Genomic DNA, 19416 nt, shown 5'->3' with positions numbered 1-19416 from the left:
CATGACGTCGTCCGCCCCGGATCGCCCGCTTCCGCAACCGACACTCGCGAGCGCCGAGTTCTGGCGATCCGGTGCCGACGGCGTGCTCAGGATTTCGCACTGCGCCGACTGCGGGCGGTTCTTCCATCCGCCGATGCCGGTGTGCCCGTCCTGCCGCGGGCGGGCGGTGTCGCTCGCGCCGACTTCCGGGAAAGCCGTGGTCGTCGGGTTCAGCGTGAACCATCAGGCGTGGTTGCCGAAGTTCCCGCCGCCGTACGTAGTGGCGGTGGTTGCGCTCGCCGAGGACGATCGGGCGCGACTGACCACCAATATCGTCGGATGTGAGCCGGACGATGTGCGCGTCGGGATGCGGGTGCGGGTGCGCTTCGAACAGGTCGATGATCTGTACCTTCCCCTGTTCGAGCCGGACCCGGAGACCGAGGGGCCCGGGCCGTTACCTGAGCCGCGCGAGGTCCGAAATGCGCTGCGGCCCATGGCTTCCCCGCGCAAGTACGAGGACAAGGTGGCACTCACCGGGGTCGGGCAGTCGCAGGTGGGCCGACGGCTCATGGTCGACCCGATCTCGCTGACCGTCGACGCCTGCCTGGCCGCGGTGGCGGACGCCGGGCTCGACCTGAGCGAGATCGACGGGCTGTCCACCTATCCGGGAGCGGTCCCCGGCGGTTTGAGCGAAGGCGGCATCACAGCTCTCACCGAGGCGCTCCAGCTGACTCCGACCTGGGTCAACGGTGCACGCGAGGTGCCGGGGCAGATCGGCTCGATTACCGCCGCCATGCTCGCGGTCGCGGCCGGGCTGTGCCGACATGTGCTGTGCTTCCGCACGGTCTGGGAGGCGTCGCACAGCGCGCTGCTGCGGTCCGGCGAATGGCATCCCGACGGTGGCCGCGCGAACGGAATGATGGAGTTCCGGGCTCCCTTCGGTGCCATGTCCGCCGCACAGTGGATCGGCTGCAATGCCTCGCACTACATGCACCGCTACGGCGTCGGGCGCGAAGCGCTCGGTGCCATCGCGGTCACCGCACGCGCGGGCGCGGTCCGCAACCCGGAAGCCCTCTACCGCGACCCGCTCACCATCGACGACTACTTCAACGCCCGCATGGTGACCACCCCCTTCGGGCTCTACGACTGCGATGTGCCGTGCGACGGCGCGATCGCCGTCGTGGTCTCGGCCATCGAGACCGCCGATGACCGCCCGCACCCACCGGTGCTGGTCGAGGCCGTCGGCACCGCGATCCTGGAACGGCTCAGCTGGGACCAGGACACCCTGACCCACACCCCGCAGTCCCGCGGCCCATCGGCCCACCTCTGGACCCGCACCGATCTCGCCCCCGCCGACGTAGACCTCGCCCTTCTCTACGACGGCTTCACCTTCAACGCCCTGTCCTGGATCGAGGGTCTCGGCTTCTGCGGCCCCGGCGAGGCAACAGATTTCATCGCAGGCGGCAAAACCATCACCCTCGACGGCCCCCTCCCCCTCAACCCGCACGGCGGACAACTCTCAGCGGGTCGCCTACACGGCTACGGCTTCGTCCGCGAGGCAATGCTGCAATTGCGTGGGGATGCGCATGGGCGTCAGGTCGATGACGCTCAGCTTGCGGTGGTCACCGCAGGCGGCGGCGTCCCTTCCGGCGCAATGCTTTTGAAGAGGGCATAGCAGTCAGAGCTGGGACTCCTCGTAGGCTTTCATCAGTTCGCGCCGCAGGATCTTGCCGCTGGGCAGGCGGGGCACCGCTTCGAAGGAGACCGATTTCGGGCATTTGTAGTGGCCGAGGTGTTCGCGGCAGTAGGCGATCAGTGCTGCGGCGAGGTCTGGGCCTGGGGTGGCTGGGGCGGCGGGCTGGATGACGGCGTGCACGCGTTGGCCGAATTCCGGGTCAGGGATGCCGATTACGGCTACATCGTCGACTGCGGGGTGCAGTGTCAGAGTGTCCTCGATTTCTCGGGGGTAGATGTTGACTCCGCCGGAGAGGATCAGGTCGGTGCGGCGGCCCGATAGGTAGATGTAGCCCTCCTCGTCGACGTAGCCCAGGTCGCCGAGGGTGTTCCAGCCTTTGTCGTTGTATGCACTGGCCGTCTTGTCGGGGTCACGGTGGTAGGAGAATTGCCCGGCCTCACCGAACCAGATGGTTCCGATTTCGCCCGGCTTCAGTTCGTTGCCTTCGTCGTCGCAGATGTGCGGGATGCCGCGCAGCGGTTTGCCCACCGAGCCCTTGTGGGTCAGCCAGGTCGGGGTGTCGATCATGCAGAATCCGGTGCCCTCGGTGCCGCCGTAGAACTCCACCAGCTTCGGGCCGAACCAGTCGATCATCTGCTCTTTCACCTCGACCGGGCACTGGGCGGCGGAGTGTACGACGGCGCGCAGACCGGATACGTCGTAGCGCGCCCGCACCACCTCGGGGAGTTTGAGCATGCGCACGAACATGGTCGGCACGAACTGGCCGTGGGTTACGCCATGCAGTTCGATCAATCGCAATGCTTGTTCGGCATCGAATTTCTCCATCACCACGGCTGTTCCGCCATTGCGAATCGTGCCGATGGTCCAGGCGAGCGGCGCGGCGTGATAGAGCGGGCCGGGACTGAGATAGACGGTGTCGCGGTCGAAGCCGAAGGCGGCTGCCATCCGGTGGTCGATCGGCAGTCCCGCGCCGAACGGCAGACCGGAGATCTCGGGCAGAATCCCCTTCGGTCGGCCGGTCGTGCCGGACGAGTAGAACATGTAGTAACCCTCGGACTCGTCCTCGATCGGATCGGTCGAACAGCCCGCGATTGCGTCGTCGAGGCTTTCCACCCCGGAAACATCGCTGGTGACGATCCGCTCGATGCCGGGCAGGGTACGGCCGATTGCCGCGGCCGAATCCTCCAGGGCAGGCGCGGAAAACAGTACGCGGGCTTCGCAGTTCTCGACGATGTAGATCGCCTCGGACTCGGACAGATGCCAATTCACCGGCGTGTAGAACAGGCCCGACCGCTGAGCGGCGAACACGATCGGGAACATGTCGATCGTGTTGTCGAACAACAACGCAATGTGGTCACCCGTGCGCAACCCCCGCGCCCGCAGCATCCGCGCGATCCGGTTCGACCTCGCCTCGAGCTCGCGGTAGGTGAGTGTGTCACCCGAACCACCCATGATGATCGCGGGCTTGTCCGCCAGCTCCGCCGCCAGTGTTGTGAGCTGCATCGCTCGCTCCTGATGGTTCGATTCCGTTGTCCCGGTCCAGCTTTGCGTCACGTAGTCGTCGCGGTCATAGCCCATGTCGAAATTAGAGTATCCCGTATCAACACCTTGGTCGAGGACAGTCAGGATTCGTCAGTTCATCCGGCGACAATCTCCTGACATGCGGGAACGGGTCGTTGAAAGGCGGAGCGCCCACGCGGCAGGTATAGCCGACCGCACGCGCCGGGTCGGCTATCGAATCACCTTGTTGTCCACGGGATTCGGAGTAGCAATTCGTTCCACCAGGCGCTGCCAACCATCAGCTAATTGCTGTCGCGCGTCAGCGGTATCCGCTGCGGTCGTGGTGTGCAGGTAGAGCAGGACCGGGGCTTCCAGGGCCGCGGTCAGCTGAACGGCGAGGGTGTCGGTGCCGGGGAAATCGACGTGCGCCCGGTTCAGCAGCATGCGGATGTGGAATTGGGAGATGGTGGCCGCACCGACGGGGATCGGCTGGTTGGTGTCCAGGGCTGCGCGGGCGATCGCGATGTGGTCGAACAGGAAATCCAGGCGAGCTCGGCCGAAGGCGATCAATCGCTGGATCGGGTCGGCACCCGGGCCCAGTGGTGGCGGGCCCGACAGTACCGACTGCTGGAAGGCTTTTTCGTCCTCGTCCATCAGAGCGTGGAAGATGCCCGCCCTGGTCCGGAATCGGCGGAACACCGTGCCCTTGCCGAGTCCGGCACGTTCGGCCAGTCCGTCCATGGTGACCTTTTCGACGCCGCGTTCGTCGACCAACTGGCGAGCCACATCCAGCAGATGTCGTCGATTACGTGCGGCATCGCCGCGTTCGTTACGCGGCAGGCCAAGGTGTAGCGCGGTCGGTTCCACGAGTTCCAAGTTACCGCCGGGAATGAAAGCGGGGTAAAGTCCGTTTTCGATTCTGTTCGTGTTCGCCCGCTCACCGCCCTCCGGTCGAGCGATTGACTAGGAGTTCTCGATGAACGTCTTCCTCTGGATCCTCCAGAGCCTGTTGGCCGTGGTCTTGGTGGCCGCCGGCGCTACGAAACTCGCCCAGCCGCGCGAAAAACTCGCCGCCAAAATGTCCTGGGTCGAAAGCTTCACCGACCAGCAGGTGAAGGCGATCGGCGCGATCGAGGTGGTGGGCGGACTCGGCCTCGTACTGCCCGCGCTCACCGGAATCGTCCCGGTGCTCACCCCGATCGCCGCGGTCGGCGTCGCGATCATCATGATCGGCGCTGCTCTGACACACGCACGCCGCAGCGAATGGGGCGAAATCGCGCCCAGCGTTGTGCTGTTCGTACTTGCCGCCGTGATCGCGTGGGGCCGGTTCGGCCCCTACTCGTTCTGACGCAGCCAGCTGATCGCGGACGGATGGGCGGCTACCGCTGGCCGCGCATCCGCTCGCGCAGCACGAACTTCTGCACCTTGCCCGCGGACGTTCGGGGCAGTTCGTCGACGATGACGAGCCGCTCGGGCGTCTTCTGCCGTGCCGAACCGGTTCGGGCGAAGTGCCTTCCGATTTCGTCGAGATCCAGCGCGCAGTCCGCGCGCAGCACGACCACGGCACAGACGCGCTCGCCGTAGCGCTCATCGGGCAAGCCCACCGCGGCCGCCTCGGCCACCGCGGGGTGCTGCGCGAGGACGTCCTCGACCTCCTTCGCGGAGATGTTCTCCCCGCCGCGAACGATGATGTCCTTCTTGCGGTCGGTGATCGTCAGACAGCCGTCGGCGTCGAGGCGGCCGATATCGCCGGTGCGAAACCAGCCGCCCGGCAGAAACGCCGCGGCGTCCAGTTCCGGGTCGGTATAGCCGAGGAACAGCTCGCCACCCTTGGTGACGATCTCACCCTCCGGCACATCCATGCCGTTGTCGTCCACGATGCGCACCTGGTTGCCATGGGTCACGCGGCCGTCGGTGTTGGCCCGCTCGAGCAGCGGATCAGACGGTCGCCCCGAACTGATGGTCGGATGCTCGCTGGAGCCGTAGGAGCGGAATGCGGCGATACCGGCGCGATCGGCACGGTTGATGAGCGCGGGCGCTACCCCGGCGGCGCCGACGAGGAACTCGCGCAATGTCGCGAGGGAGGCGGTGCCGCGGTCGCGTTCGTCCAGCAATCCGGCCAGGTATATCGGCGCGCCGACACCGGATGTCAGGCCGTATTCGTCGACCAGCGCGGCGGCCCGAGCGGCCTGCCAGGCGTCGAGTACAACGGTCTCGTCGCCGTGGATCAGGATGCGCAGCAGCCCGAGCAGTCCGGCGACGTGTCCGGAGGGGAACAACGCCAGATGCCTTGCCGCGTGCGCACTTTCGCGCAGTTTCAGTTGGGAATCCAGCTCGGCCAGTAGTGACGCGTGCGAATGTTGTACGCCTTTCGGATCAGCCGTAGTCCCCGATGTGTAGACGAGTAACGCACGATCCGATGGGCGAACCTTGGGCCGCAGGTAGCGGTGGTCGGTGAGATCGCCGAACGGAATCATCCTCGCCGGGCCTCGCTCATCCACCACGACAACACGTAGCTCAGGAAGATCGCCGAGGCTCGCGATCATTGCCGCATGGTCGTGACCGCGACCGACACCGGGCACCACGAGTACGCGCGCCCCGGACCGCCGGAGCATGAAGCCGAGTTCCCTCGGGCCGTAGCTCAATACGATCGGAAGCAGCACCGCGCCGCACAACGCCACGGCGGTCTGCGCGACCGCGCCCTCGTACCAGTTCGGCAGCCGCACGGCGACGACATCGCCCGGCCCCACCCCGAGCCCCTGCAGCGCACCCGCCACCCGCGTCGCGTCGGACACCAACTCACCGAGCGTCGCCGAAACCGTCCGCTCGGTTCCGGCGAAAACCACCGGCGCTCCCCCGTGCTCGGCTGCGCCGCGCTCGATCTCCGAAATCAGCGTCCGGATCTCGCCGGTTGTCACCGGGATTCCCGGGGTAGTCCCAGCCCCCGCTCCGCGACCTGAGTCCGCAGGATCTCGTTCGCACCACCGGCGATCGTGTAGGCGCGCGAATACAGGTGCGCGTCCTGCCACCAGCCCGCCGCCACCGCATCCTGATCGGCCTCGGTCAGCAGCCCGTCCGTGCCCTGCAGCCGCATCCCGAATTCGACCAGGTCGTAATTGAGTTCGCTGAAGAAGATCTTCCCGATCGGCGCGTCGGCGGGCTGTTCGGTGTGGTGCAGCATCCGGGACTGGGCGAGGCCGACCATTGCCGCGTTGACATACACCCGCGTGGCGAGCTCACCGATCACCTGCCGCGTGGCGGAATCCTCCAGCGCGGGCCTGCCGCCGACCGATGTCGCACCGGCCAGCCGCAACAGATCGTCGAGCGCGGCGAACAACTCCACCCCGCGCGCGGCCACGCCGGAGCGCTCGTGTCCGAGGCTGCTCATCGCCACCCGCCAGCCGTCGTCCACCCGACCGATCACATTCGCGACCGGAATCCGGACACCGTCGAGGAATACCTCGTTGAAGTCGGTGGTCCCGGTGATCTCGCGCAGCGGCCTGATATCGACGCCCGGGGTGCGCATATCGAGCGCAAATGCCGTGATGCCCTTGTGTTTCGGCGCATCGCGGTCGGTGCGCGCGAGCAGATATCCCATATCGGCGTGCTGCCCGTTGGTGGTCCAGACCTTCTGGCCGTCGATGACGAATACCGCGTCATCGCCTTCGCCCTCGAGCCGCGCCCGCGTCTGCAAGGCCGCCAGGTCGCTGCCCGCACCCGGCTCACTGAACAGCTGGCACCACACGTCTTCGCAGGTGCGGATGCGAGGCAGGAAGCGCGCCCGCTGCTCGTCGGTGCCGAAGTCGATCACCGCGGCCGAGGCGAGCGCGGCCGCACCGATGGGCTGCCAGGTGCGGGCGCGGGTGATCTCTTCGACGACGATGAACGGTTCGAGCGGATGCGCGTCGGGCCGCCCACCGTATTCGGCGGGCCAGTTGATGCCGAGGAAGCCTGCGTCGAACAGCTTCGCGGTCCACTCGCGGATCGCGGGCATCAGTTCGGGCTCGGGCGCGCGCACACCGGTGTGGGTCTTGATTCCCGGCGCGTGCTCGGCGACGAATGCCCGCACCTTCTTCCGGAACGCCTCGAGTTCCGGCGTGGACTCCAGCTGCATCGCTATCTACTCCTCATCGTCGGGCACCACGACCTCGCGATGGGGCCACTCTAACCCACTGTTCAACCAAGGATTCGCGCCATTCTCCGCGATACATCTTGATCTAACACTCAAAAGAGTATACTCCTTATCAAATGAAAGGATCCGCGATGAGTACGCCCCTCGAGCCCGAGCAGGTATCGGCGGGCCGCCCACTCACCGGCCGTCGCGCCGTGGTGACCGGTGCGGCCACCGGACTCGGCGCCGCGGCCGTTGCCGCATTCCTGGACGCCGGCGCCAGTGTCGTCGGCCTCTTCCATCACACGCCGCCGCCGGACGAGTTGAAGGGGCGCTGCGATTGGTTGTCCTGCGATGCCCGCGACCGCGCTTCCGTCGCCGCCGCCTTCGAATCGGCAACCGCGATCCTCGGCGGACTCGACATCCTCCTGAACGCCGCGGGCGTCTGGCAGCCAAGCACCCCGGAGACGCTGACCGACGACGAGTTCGATTTCGTCCTCGACGCCAATCTCCGGACCACGATCGTCACCAACCAGGCGGCGTTCGAGCGTATGCGCGACACCGGCGGGCGAATCATCAATCTCGGTTCGGGCGAGGCGATTCGCGGAAATCCGCTCGCGCCGCACTACGCGGCCGCGAAGGCCGGTGTGCAGGCATGGACGAGATCCGCGGCCGCGGCGTGGGGAAGGTTCGACGTCACGGTGAACGCACTCGCACCAGCGGTCGAGACACCAGGCACCGAACGGTTTCGCGAGCATCTCGGCCCGGCGGCTTCGGCCGCGTTCGCCGAACGCCTACGGGAGACCATCCCGCTGCGTGGCGAACTCGGTGACCCGTACGCGGACCTCGGGCCCGTCATGGTATTCCTGGCCGGTCCGGGATCGCGCTATATGACCGGCCAGTTGATCGCGGTCAGCGGAGGATTGCAGATGCTGGGCGCTTGACGCCCGGTGAGTGAGTGACAAACAGTGGCCCTAATCTCGTCACTCACCACTTTCCCCCGCACGTCGCACGCACTTTTGGCCAACCGGCCAGTAGACTGAGGATCCGCAAAGCCCGCATTGAGGAGTTGGCCCATAGTGACTGCCGTCGACGTCGAGCCCGCCGACAGCGAGCAGGACTCCGACCTCACCACCGTCGAGACCGACGCACCGGTCGGCAAGCTCGCGGCCCAGATCGCCCATCGTATCGAGGCGGATGTGATGCGCCGCGGCTGGCCGGTCGGCGAGTCCCTGGGATCCGAGGTGGATCTGCGCGAGCGCTTCGGGGTCAGCCGCGCGGTGCTGCGCGAGGCGGTGCGGCTGGTCGAACATCACCAGGTCGCCAAGATGCGGCGCGGTCCCAATGGCGGCCTGTTCGTGTGCGCTCCCGATGCGGGCCCGGCCACGCGCGCCATGGTGATCTACCTCGAGTACGTCGGCACGAGTGTGTCGGATCTGCTGCAGGCCCGGCTCTTGCTCGAGCCGATCGCCGCGGGTCTGGCCGCCGAGCGGATCACCGAGGAGGGTATCGATACCCTGCGCACCGCCCTCGAATACGAGGCCAGGCACGCCGACGAACCCGGGGTTCAGTCGCAGGATCCGCTGCACCCGATGCTGGGTGAATTATCCGGAAATCCGGTGCTGCACTTGTTCATCGACGTGCTGACCCGCCTCACCGCACGATATGCGAACACCTCGCGTAGGCTCTCGAAGGCCGAGATTCTCAGCTCCAAGGAGACCTCGCGCATCGCGCATCGGGCCATCATCGATGCCGTCATCGATGGCGACGGCGCGCGGGCGCAAACGGATCTGACCGCACATCTGGAGTCGGTGGCGGCATGGATCGAAAAGCACCGGGTGCGTCGCGGGCCGCGGGTCGCGGGCAATGTGATCGAGCCCGAAATGGTCGAGGGGCCGCGGGCAAAGCTGGCCGAGGTGGTCGCCGCCAGGATCCACGACGATATCGCCGCGCGCGGCTGGCAGGTCGGCATGGTGCTCGGCTCGGAGACCGATATGCTCGCCCGCTACGGGATCAGCCGGGCGGTGCTGCGCGAGGCCGTCCGCCTGCTCGAATACCACGCGGTCGCCCAGATGCGCCGCGGACCGGGCGGCGGGCTGGTCGTCACCGAACCCGAACCGCAGGCCAGTATCGACACGATGGCGCTGTTCCTGGAATACGAGGGCGTCACCGCCGACGATCTGCGAATCGTCCGCAATGCCATCGAACTCGGCATCGTCGCCCGGGTGACCGCCCGCTACGCCGACGGCGACAACGAAGTGGCGCAACGCCTCGCGGCGGCGGTCCGGTGGCCGACCGAGGGTCCGGCCGACGACCCGCGCAAGGCCGACCTCTTCCACACCGAATTGGCCGATTTGGCAGGCAATCCGGTGCTTTCGCTGTTCCTGTCGATCATCACCGAACTTTTCCGCCGCCACGCGGCCGGACACGATCAGCCGCTGCCCGGTGACACCGCCGCCGAGGAGGTCGAGCACGTGCACCAGCTCATCCTCGACGCGATCGTCCAGGGCGATGCCGGAATCGCCAGGCACCGGATGCGCCGCCACCTCGACGCACTCGCCCCTTGGTGGCACTGACCCTCCCGCCGGACCGAATTCCGCAGCGCCACTGAAGTTTCGACGACCGGGACGCCGACCGCTGGCGTGGTCCGCGTCCCGGCCGCCGGGTCCGGATCAGCCGCTGACGCTGAACCGGGCCAGTTCGTGGGCCACCATGCCGTCCAGATCCGGGGCGGGTGGTGCGGGCAGTTCGACGACGCCGTCCCGGGTCGGCAACAGTACGACGGCGGTACCGGGTGTGGTGATCTCACCCCGCTGGTTCTCGCAGCGCACCTCGAGGTGAATCTCGTTGCGCCCGTCCACCTGTCGCTTGTCGACGACCGTGCCGCGCACCCAGGTGGTGTCACCGATGTAATTGAATTTGCGGTGCTCGCAGCGCAGTTTCCACAGCCAGCCGTCGTCGCCGACCCAGTCGGTGAGCAGATGGCACAGCCAGGTCTCGCGCATGCCGCCGTAGTCGTAGGAGTTCGGCAGCCCGAGTTCCTGCGCCCGCGCGGGTTCCCAGTGCAGGCGCTGCACGGTATCCGGAATGTTCAATCCGTTGGCCGGATACAGGCCCGGAGCTTTACGCCGGATATTCGCGGCGATCTTGAACGCGCCCGGCGGGGTGAGCTGCATACCCCAGCCCAGATGCCAGACGACCACATCGGTGGTGGTCAGCGGCCCTTTCACCTTGGGCTGCAGCACCTCGCCGACCGCCACGTCCTCCCAGTAGCGCGGTTCCGCGCCGCGCCTGGTCTCGGCCGCGTACGCCGCGTCGATCTCGGCGAGTTGTGCTGGCGTATAAGGGGTTTGCTCCAGTTTCTCTTTTGCCCGCTTACTGGAGGTGTGCCGCTCGGCATTGATCCAGGTGCCGCGCCGCACGGCGTGCATCTCGCCGGATCCGTTGGTGTACAGGTAATCCTGGGTGACGTGCGCGGTGCGTCCGCCGAAGCTGCTGCGCTTGGGCTGCACGCCGACCTGAGTCTGCAGCACGCGGCTGCGGTCACCGAGGCGCAGCGGCTGCCACCACTCGAATTCCATTACCGCCTGATAGGAGCCGAGCCCGGCGAAGGGGTCGCCCTTGAGCAGCGCCTTGGTTTCGGCGTCGGGCTTCGGTGCGGCATCCTCGCCCATTGTGTAGAGGAAGGTGGGCGGCGCGATCAGGGAACCCCAGCGGGTCCGCGCCGCGTAGTCCGGATCGCAGTACAGCGGATTGTCGTCGCCGTAGCCGAATGCGAAGTGGCGCACGCCATCCCAGGTCACCTGGTAGTTGTGCGGCGGGTTGCGCTGCGGATTCGGTATGCCGAGACGGCGGCGGGACCGCTCGATCGCCTGGTCGGTCAGCACGCCGAACTGTTCGGCGGGCTTGTCCTCGGTGCTCGTCACAGATCCTCCTCGATCTTTGCGGTCAGGCCGTCGTGCGTTCGGCGAGCCGGGCTCGCACGATGTCCAGTAGCTCCACGCGGCTCACCTTGCTCGACGGTGTGCGCGGCAATGCGTCGAGCACGAGGATGTGCGCGGGCACTTCGTAGGGCATCAGCTGAGTACGGCAGAGCGCGACCAGTTCGGCAACGGCGGGGGGCGTGCGTCCGGGTTCGACTTCGACCGCCGCCACCGGCACCGCGCCGAGGCGCGGATCGGGCAGACCGGCGACCGCCGCCTCCCGCACCGCGTCGTGCGCTTCGAGCACGCGCTGAACCGTCTCCGGCTGCACCTTGAAGCCGCCGCGAATGATGGCGTCATCGGCGCGGCCCTCGATCCACAAGAAGCCGTCCGCGTCGATCCTCGCCAGATCGCTGGTGCGCACCCACACCGTGCCACCCTGCGCGGTCTGCTCGGTGCGGACCTCGAGCCGTCCGGTCTTCCCGGTCGGCAGTTCGGCACCGTTCTCGTCGGTCACCCGGAGCTCGACGCCGTCCAGGGCGCGCCCGGTACTGCCGACCTTGCGATCCCACCACTGCTCGTGCATCGGCAGCGTCCAACCGGCGACCGCACCGGCGAATTCCGTTGCGCCATAGGTCATCAGGACGCGCAGACCGTATTTCTGAAAGAACGCGTCGGCGAGTTCGGGCGGGCACGGCGCGGTGCCGGAGGTAACCACCTGCAGGCTCGCCAACCTCTCCTTCGGCACATCCGCCTCCAGCACGGTGCGCAGGGCCGCGGGCACCAAGCTCACCGCTCGCAGTTCGTGGCGTTCCACCGCGCGCAGCCACGGCTCCAGGGCGAATTTGGACATCAGGATCATGCGACGCCCGGTGGCCAGGCAGGCAAGCGCCCGCCACAGTCCGCCGATATGCACCAACGGCGCGGATACGAGTGCCGCCGACCGCGTCAGCAGCCGTCCCGGCTTCGGCGTCTGCCCGCCCGAGACAAGGGCGTGGTCGAGCTGTCCGACCCGTAGGTGCACCCGCTTCGGCGGACCGGTCGTGCCGGAGGTGAGCATTTCGACGGCAACACCCGGATTGGTCGGCGCGTCGAATGCGGCGGCGCCACCCGCCGGACGCAGTGCACCGTCGGTACCGAGTTCCACGGCGAGACCGTGCGCGGTCACCGCGGCGAGTACGCCCGCACGGGCCAGCGCCTCCGACCCGGCGATGACGATCGGAAGCTCGCAGCGGGCGATATCGGCAGCGAGCCGGGCCGCGGGCTGCAGCGGGCTGAGCATCACTACACAGCGCCCGGAGGCGATCACGGCGGCGACCACCGCGACGTGTTCGGGCCGGTTCTCCAGCACCACGCCCACGCGCGCGTCGGCATGCAGACCCGCGGCATCGAGCGCACCGTTCACCGCCCGCGCCGTCTCCTGGACCATGCCCCAGGTCCACCAGCGCTCCTCGTGCTCGATGGCCTCGGCATCGACGGGCGCCTCGGCGAGCAACAGGGACAGTCGGTCGCGAATTCCCATGTGATCAGCCTTTCGGAAGGCCGAGCACCTGCTCGGCGAGAACGTTGGTCACGGTGTTCGACTCCGTGCGATAACGCCGCATCGGGTGCGTTGCTCGGACCACTCCGTGTGCGCGGAGATCGAGTCCACGAGCTCACCGTCGAGATAAGAGTACACTGATTTATTGGATCGAATAGACAACTGGGGAGCCTGATAGATCACATCCGCTGTGCGACGTGCAGATGTCGGCTACAGAATTCCCCTCTGCCACATGATTCAAGCATCGTTCATGCATAGTGACGCAAGTGGCAGACTGATGCGCTGCACCAACGCGCTATCGCTCAGCGATCTATTTCAGGGCACCGATATGACAGGCTATCGATCAAAGCACCGATGATCTACCTGCAGTCGCTACGAGAAGACCTGGCGCAGTGCGGATTCCAGGCCGGGCGAACGCCGTCGACGTCCCCGGCCCGGACCGCTCAGATTCCGACGAGGTCGGCCAGCCGCGCGCGATGCGAAGCGGGGCCGCCGAACAGCTGCTCGGACGACTTCGCACGCTTCAGATACAGGTGCGCATCATGCTCCCAGGTGTATCCGATGCCGCCGTGAATCTGGATGTTCTCCTTGGCCGCATGGGTGCCGACCCGCGAGCAGTACGCCGCCGCCAACGCCGCGGCCGTCGGCAGCTCGGTCGAACCGGCGGCCGCCACGGTCGCGGCATGGTAGGCGGCCGAGCGTGCGGCCTCGACCTCGAGCAGCATGTCCGCGCACTTGTGTTTGACGGCCTGGAACGAGCCGATCGGCCGGTCGAACTGAACCCGGATCTTGGCGTATTCGACCGCGGCGTCCAGACATGCCTGCGCCACGCCGACCTGCTCGGCGGCCAGCGCGACGACCGCGAGATCGAGCACGCCCTGCAGGTACGCCGACGCATCAGCAGGTGGGCTGATCCGTTGCGCCACAGCGTCGTTCAGGTCGATTCTGGCCAGCCGACGGGTCGGATCGAGCGTCTCCAACCGGGTTCTGGTCACCCCGGCCGCGGTTCCGTCCACGGCGAACAGTCCGACTCCGGCCTCGCCCTTCGCCGCCACCAGCAGCAGGTCGGCGGTCTCGCCGTCGACGACGAACATTTTGGTGCCGGACAGGGTCCATGCCTCGCCCACCCGCGTCGCCACGGTGGTGACGTCCGCGAGCCGCCACGAGCCGCTCTCCTCGGCCAGCGCCAGTGTCGCGGTGAGCGACCCGTCGGCGAGCGCGGGCAGCCAGCGCGCCTTGGCCGCCTCGTCACCGCAAGTGGCGAGCGCCTGACCGGCGAGTGCGACCGTCCCGAAATACGGCGACGGCAGCAGCGCTCGCCCCATCTCCTCTAGCACGATGCCCAGTTCGACGGGTCCGCCGCCGGAACCGCCGTACTCCTCCGGCAGCGCCAGGCCGTGCAGGCCGAGTTGCTCGGCCATCTGCTGCCACACCGCTGGATCGTGGCCCGGTTCGGTTTCCATCCAGTGCCGCACCGCCGCACTCGGCGATTTCTCCGCAAGGAACCGGCGCACGGTAGCGCGGAGTTCTTCCTGCTCCGCTGTGAAAGAGAAAGCCATCACTGCAGCTTCGAGCGCAGGTAGACGTCGAAATCCGGCATCCGCGACCGGTCCACGATCTCGAGCCGTACACCCGAAGGCGACAGGTGATAGGCGAAGATCGACGGCTCGCCGTCGACCACCGCGCAGGCCTCCAGGGCGAAACCCGCCGCCGCCAACCGCTTCGATGTGGTCGCGACGTCATCGCAGAAGTAGCCCAGATGGTGCGTCGCGACGTGCGGCGGCGCCGCCGTCCACGGTGTTCCCGGAATCTCCTGCACCAGTTCGATGTGCGGGGCGTCGAGGGAATGCGTGAAGGTCAGCTGCATCACCCGCTCGCCGTCGGCCAGCCGGACCGGCACTTCGGCGGTTTGAGTCGCGGTCCACCGGTAACCCGCGAGCTCGGTCATCCGTGCTTTCCATTCCTCGATATCCGGCACCACGATCCCGGTGTGGTAGAGATCCTCAGCCCGAAGTATTTGTGTCACAGGGGAATTCGTCATGGCGGTCACCACTCCAATCGCAGCGACCGGATGCCGTACATGTTGCCGTGCTGCGACAGCTCCTGTCCGTCCACGATCCGATACTCCGGAATCCGCTTGTGCCACTCCTCGACCGCGACGTTCAGCTCCAGGCGCGCCAGATGCGAGCCGAGGCAACGGTGTGGGCCGGAGCCGAAGGCGATGTGGTTGGTCGCGGTGCGGTGCAGATCCACTTCCAGCGGATTCTCGAACCGCTCGGGATCGCGATTGGTGACCGCCAGCGGCAGCATCACCATCTCGCCCGCCTTGACCGGGCAGCCGCCGATCTCGGTGTCCTGCATAGCTTTCCGCGCGGGTACCACGAACGAGTAGACGCGCAGGATCTCCTCGACGCTCGTCGCGATCAGCGACGGGTCGGCGATGATCGCTTCGCGCTGCTCCGGATGGGTTGCGAAGTGATAGAGGGCCCATCCGATGGAGATCGGGACCGTATCGAAGCCCGCCTGGAACAGCAGAATGCAGAATGCGTGCATATCCGCATCGCTGATCGGTTCGCCATCGATCTCGTAATCCAGTGCACGCGAGAGCAGATCGTCGCGCGGGGTCTCGCGCCGCAGTGCGATCTGCTCGTCGAAGTAGTCCGAAACGGCCCGCATCGCGGCGAGCTGTCGGATTCCCTCCGGATCCTCGTCATAGGGCAGATGCAGCATCTCGTGCACCCAGTCCAGGAAGATGGGCAGATCCGCCTCGGGCAGGCCGACCAGCCGCATGAAGATGATGGTCGGGAACCTGCGGGCGAATTCGTCCAGGATATCGGCACTGCCGCTGTCCTTCAGCTGATCGATCAGCTCGATCGCGACCTGCCGGATCTCCTCCTCGCGGGCGGCGATGGTCTTCGGGGAGAAGTCGTTGCCGAGCAGTCGCCGCCATTTCGTGTGCACGGGCGGATCGAGCATCTCCGGAATCCACAGGAAGCGGGGATTCGGCTCGAGCGCGGTCACCGAGGTATTCGAGAAGGTTCGCCAGTCCTGCAGCGCCTCCTGCACCGCCCGGCCGTCCGTGACGACCCAGTACCCGCGCGCGATGGTGCTGCGGAATCCGGAATGGGTGCGGGCGATTTCATCCCATCGCAGCTGATGACTCAGGACCGGACCGCCGAGCCGGTTGTCGAAGTGATACGCGGGGACACCCTCATAGGTGCCCTCGGGCTCGAGCGCAATGCTCATCGCTGATCCTCTCTGGAAGGCCGCCGCGCTGGGCGCTGTATTCGCGTCTCCGCGGGCCGGTGGGCGTTGCGGCCGCACCCGTGCCGCGTCGCAGCCTCGTAGTACGTCATGCGCACGCCATGACCTGGCATGCCTCGACTCGTCGTGCTGGTCCAATATACCGGCCAGCCCTTATTTCGTAACCTCTTTTGCCTACGGGCGACGAAATCTTGCTCGTCACTCTCTGGAACAACTCGCAATTAGCAGCCTATTTGATGCCGAATGCGGGTCGGGGCGCCATCCCATGGGATGGACGTTCGGCTTGAAAGAGGACACTTTCCTTCCGCATGCCAGCGATCAGGTGGCCGCGCCGTCGATCTTCAGCGCGATCAGCTCCTCCTCGGTGAGACCGATCTCGAGCAGGACCTCGTCGGTGTGTTCGGCGAATTGCGGTGCCCGCGTGAGAGTTACCGGCGTCTCGTCGAACTGGACCGGGTTGGCGACCAGTTCACGGTCGACGCCGTCGGCATCGACGACCGAGGCGATCAGATCGTTGGCACGCAGCGACGGATCCTGACCGACCTCCCACGCGTTCTGCACCGCCGCCCACTGCCCCTCGCCGCTGCCGAGGATCTCGACCCACTCGGCGAACGGACGCGCCGCGATGATCTCGGCGACGAGCTCGGCGGCCTGCGCCGCATTGGCCATCAGCTTCTCGGTGTTGTCGAAGCGTTCGTCCGCGGCCAATTCCTCGCGACCGGCCAGCCTGCAGAACTCGGGCCAGTAGCGACCGGGCTGCAGCATCGACAATTCGAGCCACCGCTGGTCCGAGGTGCGGTACGCCCCGATGAGCGGATTCGTGGCCGAACCGTGCCGCGGCGGCGGATTGACCGGCAGCGGACCACCGTTCATCAATGCCAGATTGACCGTGAACTGCGTGGCCCAGGCGCCGACGCCGAGCAGCGAGACGTCCACCACCGACGGCTCCCCCGTCATTTTTCGCGAGTAGAGCGCAGCCGCGATACCACCGGCAATGGTCATGCCACCGATCGAATCGCCGTAGGCACCCGCGGGCATCCGGGTCATCCGGTCGGCGCCGGGCGGGGTCACCCCGGCCGCGCTGCCGCCGCGCGCCCAGAATGCCGTGCTGTCGTAGCCGCCCTTGGTCGCCTCGGCGCCGCGCACACCGAAGCCGCTGCCCCGCACGTAGATGATGTCCGGATTGATCGCGCGCACGTCCTCGAGATCGATTCGCAGTTTCGCTCGCGCCTCCGGCAGGAAGTTCGTGAGGAATACGTCGCTGCTGCGGATCAACTCCTCCAGCACCCGGCGCGCCGACGGCTTCTCCAGTGCGAGACCGACACTGCGTTTGCCTCGGTTCGGCCCCTCCATGATCGGGAAGAACGACGACCCGGCGCTGTTCGCCTCGTAACCGAGCACCCGGACCAGTCCGCGCTGGGCATCACCGCGTTCCGCGTGCTCGATCTTGATCACGTCGGCGCCCCAGTCCGCGAGCACCGCGCCCGCCGCCGGGACGAAGGTGAATTGCGCGACCTCGAGTACGCGCACGCCCTGCATCGGTTTGTGCATCGAACCAGCTCCTCTTAGCGTCGGTATTTGAAGAAGAGTATCCGCTATTCAACGGACACCACAAGGTTGTGCAGGGTCAGATCGCATCGGTCAGCCCTGGTTTCGGTGGCACGATCCAGGCCACGAGATGCTCGACATCCGCGGCCGTCGGCACCTGTTCGGCCCACAGGAATTGCTCCATCACGGCGAAGATCGCACAGGCGGCGACCATGGCGTCACGGTCCGGATCGGGGCTCCCACCCGCACCGAGCGGCACCGCGAGCAGTTCGGCGATCCGGCGGCGCAGCTCGACGCCCCCGAAGGCCGACCGGCCGTCGCGGGAGGTATTCCGCAGCACCGCGCGGGTCGTCGCGGCCACCTCGGGATCGGCCGCCTGCTTGAAAACCACCTGAACACAGGCCCTGACCTGGTCGACCGGGTCGGTGTGCCGCGCGCAGCGGCGACGGATATGGCCGAGCAACCGCCGGGCACCGTCGTCGGCGATCGCGGCCATGAGATCGTCCTTGCTCCGGAATGCCCGGTAGAAGGCGTCGTTGGAAACCCTTGCCCGGCGGACGATCTCGACGATTCGCGGATTCCCGTTCGGATCGTCGCGCATCAGTTCCATGCCCGCGTCGAGCAGGCGGCGCACTTCGTCCCGCGCAATCGCGTACCGATCCCCCGTACGCCGCCGCACCGCGCGGGCCACCAGGGATTCACCACCGACCGGGTCGTCCTCGACGTGTGGACTCGTCATGTAAAAGAGTGTACTGTTCGAATACCGATTCACCAGAATCAATTTCTTGCACGGTGGTATGGCGTTCTGTCGAACGGAGTGGGTATGGCCGACGGGTCACAGGTGGTAGGACCGACGGTCGGCATTGCCGATCCCGCCGATATCGCGCATCGCGCGGCCGCGGCGATCGGCCGTCCACTGCACGACCTGACGCAGCTGACCGGCGGCACCTCCAGCCTCACCTATTCGGCGGTGACCGACGAGCGGGTTCGCGTCGTGGTCAAGGTCGCCCCGCCGGGCCTCGAGCCCGTCCGGAACCGGGATGTACTGCGCCAAGCCCGCGCACTAACCGCACTCGCCGAGGTACCCGATGTGGCCGTGCCGAAGGTGCTCGGTTCCGACGTCGGCGCACCGCCGGAGATCCCGCCGCTGTTCGTCATGTCCTTCGCGGACGGCGAAGGTTACGAACCCCGCCATATCGCGCTCGAACGTCGTCCCGCTCCGAACGAGGTGCGCGCACGGGCCGCGGCGGCCGCCCGCATGCTGGCGGCCCTGCACACCGTCGGTCCCGCCGAGTTGGGCATCGATGAACCAGCGGTCACCCTCGGCGCCGAGGTCGAGCGGTGGCAGCGGGCATTCGCCACCTGTGCCCTCGAACCGGACGCCGAGCTCGACGAACTCAAGTGCCGGGCTCTGCTCACTGCGGCGATTCCGAAACCGCTGCCCCCCGCGCTCCTGCACGGCGACTGGCGGCTGGGCAATATGCAGTGCGTCGGAACCGAGATCCGGGCGGTGATCGACTGGGAGATCTGGTCGGTCGGCGATCCGCGCCTGGACCTGGCGTGGCTGCGACTGATGTCCGATCCCGCGCATCCGACGGCCGTCGCGCCCGCCACCCCGACGCTCGAACCCGACGAACTGCTCGCCGTATACGAGACAGCGAGCGGCGCACCGGTCGCGGATCTCGGCTGGTTCGACGCCCTGGTCCGCTACAAACAGGCCGCCGCATCCGCGCTGCTGGTCAAGAACGCCGAGCGCCGCGGCCAGGTCACCGAGCGGGTGGAACGGATGCGCCAGGGCATCCCGCCGTTGCTCATGGCCGCCCGCACCTATCTCACCCACTGATCCCTTTCGGAG

General features: G+C 67.0%; 16 protein-coding genes. 5 read left to right on the top strand and 11 right to left on the bottom strand.

What is annotated here, in order from left to right; genetic code table 11:
• Position 1: 1 nt before the first annotated feature.
• Complete coding sequence (locus tag ACQPZ2_RS15480; protein ID WP_433526186.1) at positions 2-1654, top strand: thiolase C-terminal domain-containing protein; 1653 nt, start codon at positions 2-4, stop codon at positions 1652-1654.
• 3 nt (positions 1655-1657) lie between these two features.
• On the opposite strand, the gene ACQPZ2_RS15475 is transcribed toward ACQPZ2_RS15480, so the two are convergent.
• Both ACQPZ2_RS15475 and ACQPZ2_RS15470 read right to left on the bottom strand, forming a co-directional pair.
• Positions 1658-3178 carry an acyl-CoA synthetase gene (locus ACQPZ2_RS15475; RefSeq protein ID WP_433526185.1) on the bottom strand — a complete coding sequence of 507 codons (1521 nt, stop codon included), beginning with the start codon at positions 3176-3178 and terminating at the stop codon, positions 1658-1660.
• Positions 3179-3406: 228 nt separating this feature from the next.
• Positions 3407-4042, bottom strand: a complete 636-nt coding sequence (locus tag ACQPZ2_RS15470) for a TetR/AcrR family transcriptional regulator (RefSeq protein ID WP_433526184.1) — start codon at positions 4040-4042, stop codon at positions 3407-3409.
• A 109-nt stretch (positions 4043-4151) separates the two neighbouring features.
• On the opposite strand from ACQPZ2_RS15470, the gene ACQPZ2_RS15465 reads away from it, so the two are divergent.
• Positions 4152-4523, top strand: a complete 372-nt coding sequence (locus ACQPZ2_RS15465) for a DoxX family protein (protein ID WP_433526183.1) — start codon at positions 4152-4154, stop codon at positions 4521-4523.
• A gap of 31 nt (positions 4524-4554) precedes the next feature.
• On the opposite strand, the gene ACQPZ2_RS15460 is transcribed toward ACQPZ2_RS15465, so the two are convergent.
• On the bottom strand, positions 4555-6093 hold the full coding sequence (locus ACQPZ2_RS15460) for an AMP-binding protein (protein WP_433526182.1): 1539 nt from the start codon (positions 6091-6093) through the stop codon (positions 4555-4557).
• A complete protein-coding gene (locus ACQPZ2_RS15455; protein WP_433526181.1) occupies positions 6090-7289 on the bottom strand; it encodes an acyl-CoA dehydrogenase family protein in 1200 nt (399 codons plus the stop codon). The genes ACQPZ2_RS15460 and ACQPZ2_RS15455 overlap by 4 nt, the downstream gene beginning before the upstream one ends.
• 149 nt (positions 7290-7438) lie before the next feature.
• On the opposite strand from ACQPZ2_RS15455, the gene ACQPZ2_RS15450 reads away from it, so the two are divergent.
• Positions 7439-8230, top strand: a complete 792-nt coding sequence (locus ACQPZ2_RS15450) for an SDR family NAD(P)-dependent oxidoreductase (RefSeq protein ID WP_433526180.1) — start codon at positions 7439-7441, stop codon at positions 8228-8230.
• Positions 8231-8362: 132 nt separating this feature from the next.
• Positions 8363-9862 (top strand): FCD domain-containing protein, encoded by a 1500-nt coding sequence (locus tag ACQPZ2_RS15445; protein ID WP_063039258.1) that lies wholly within the window; start codon positions 8363-8365, stop codon positions 9860-9862.
• Between the two features lie 96 nt (positions 9863-9958).
• On the opposite strand, the gene ACQPZ2_RS15440 is transcribed toward ACQPZ2_RS15445, so the two are convergent.
• From ACQPZ2_RS15440 to ACQPZ2_RS15410, 7 genes are all read right to left on the bottom strand, one after another.
• Entirely contained in the window at positions 9959-11212 is a 1254-nt protein-coding gene (locus ACQPZ2_RS15440) for an FAS1-like dehydratase domain-containing protein (RefSeq protein ID WP_433526179.1), read from the bottom strand.
• Positions 11213-11234: 22 nt separating this feature from the next.
• A complete protein-coding gene (locus ACQPZ2_RS15435; protein ID WP_433526178.1) occupies positions 11235-12731 on the bottom strand; it encodes a class I adenylate-forming enzyme family protein in 1497 nt (498 codons plus the stop codon).
• Positions 12732-13192: 461 nt separating this feature from the next.
• Complete coding sequence (locus ACQPZ2_RS15430) at positions 13193-14308, bottom strand: acyl-CoA dehydrogenase family protein (RefSeq protein WP_433526177.1); 1116 nt, start codon at positions 14306-14308, stop codon at positions 13193-13195.
• Entirely contained in the window at positions 14308-14790 is a 483-nt protein-coding gene (locus ACQPZ2_RS15425; protein WP_433526176.1) for a VOC family protein, read from the bottom strand. The genes ACQPZ2_RS15430 and ACQPZ2_RS15425 overlap by 1 nt, the downstream gene beginning before the upstream one ends.
• 5 nt (positions 14791-14795) lie before the next feature.
• Complete coding sequence (locus tag ACQPZ2_RS15420) at positions 14796-15995, bottom strand: cytochrome P450 (protein ID WP_433526175.1); 1200 nt, start codon at positions 15993-15995, stop codon at positions 14796-14798.
• A 336-nt stretch (positions 15996-16331) separates the two neighbouring features.
• Complete coding sequence (locus ACQPZ2_RS15415) at positions 16332-17564, bottom strand: CaiB/BaiF CoA transferase family protein (RefSeq protein WP_433526174.1); 1233 nt, start codon at positions 17562-17564, stop codon at positions 16332-16334.
• Positions 17565-17640: 76 nt separating this feature from the next.
• Positions 17641-18300 (bottom strand): TetR/AcrR family transcriptional regulator, encoded by a 660-nt coding sequence (locus ACQPZ2_RS15410; RefSeq protein WP_433526173.1) that lies wholly within the window; start codon positions 18298-18300, stop codon positions 17641-17643.
• Between the two features lie 84 nt (positions 18301-18384).
• On the opposite strand from ACQPZ2_RS15410, the gene ACQPZ2_RS15405 reads away from it, so the two are divergent.
• A complete protein-coding gene (locus ACQPZ2_RS15405) occupies positions 18385-19404 on the top strand; it encodes a phosphotransferase family protein (RefSeq protein ID WP_433526172.1) in 1020 nt (339 codons plus the stop codon).
• Positions 19405-19416: the final 12 nt, after the last annotated feature.

The organism is Nocardia pseudovaccinii (assembly GCF_050942345.1).
GTDB classification, from domain to species: Bacteria; Actinomycetota; Actinomycetes; order Mycobacteriales; family Mycobacteriaceae; genus Nocardia; species Nocardia pseudovaccinii.
Note: the sequence above shows the minus strand (reverse complement) of the source record. Positions and strands in the feature narration are given on the sequence as shown.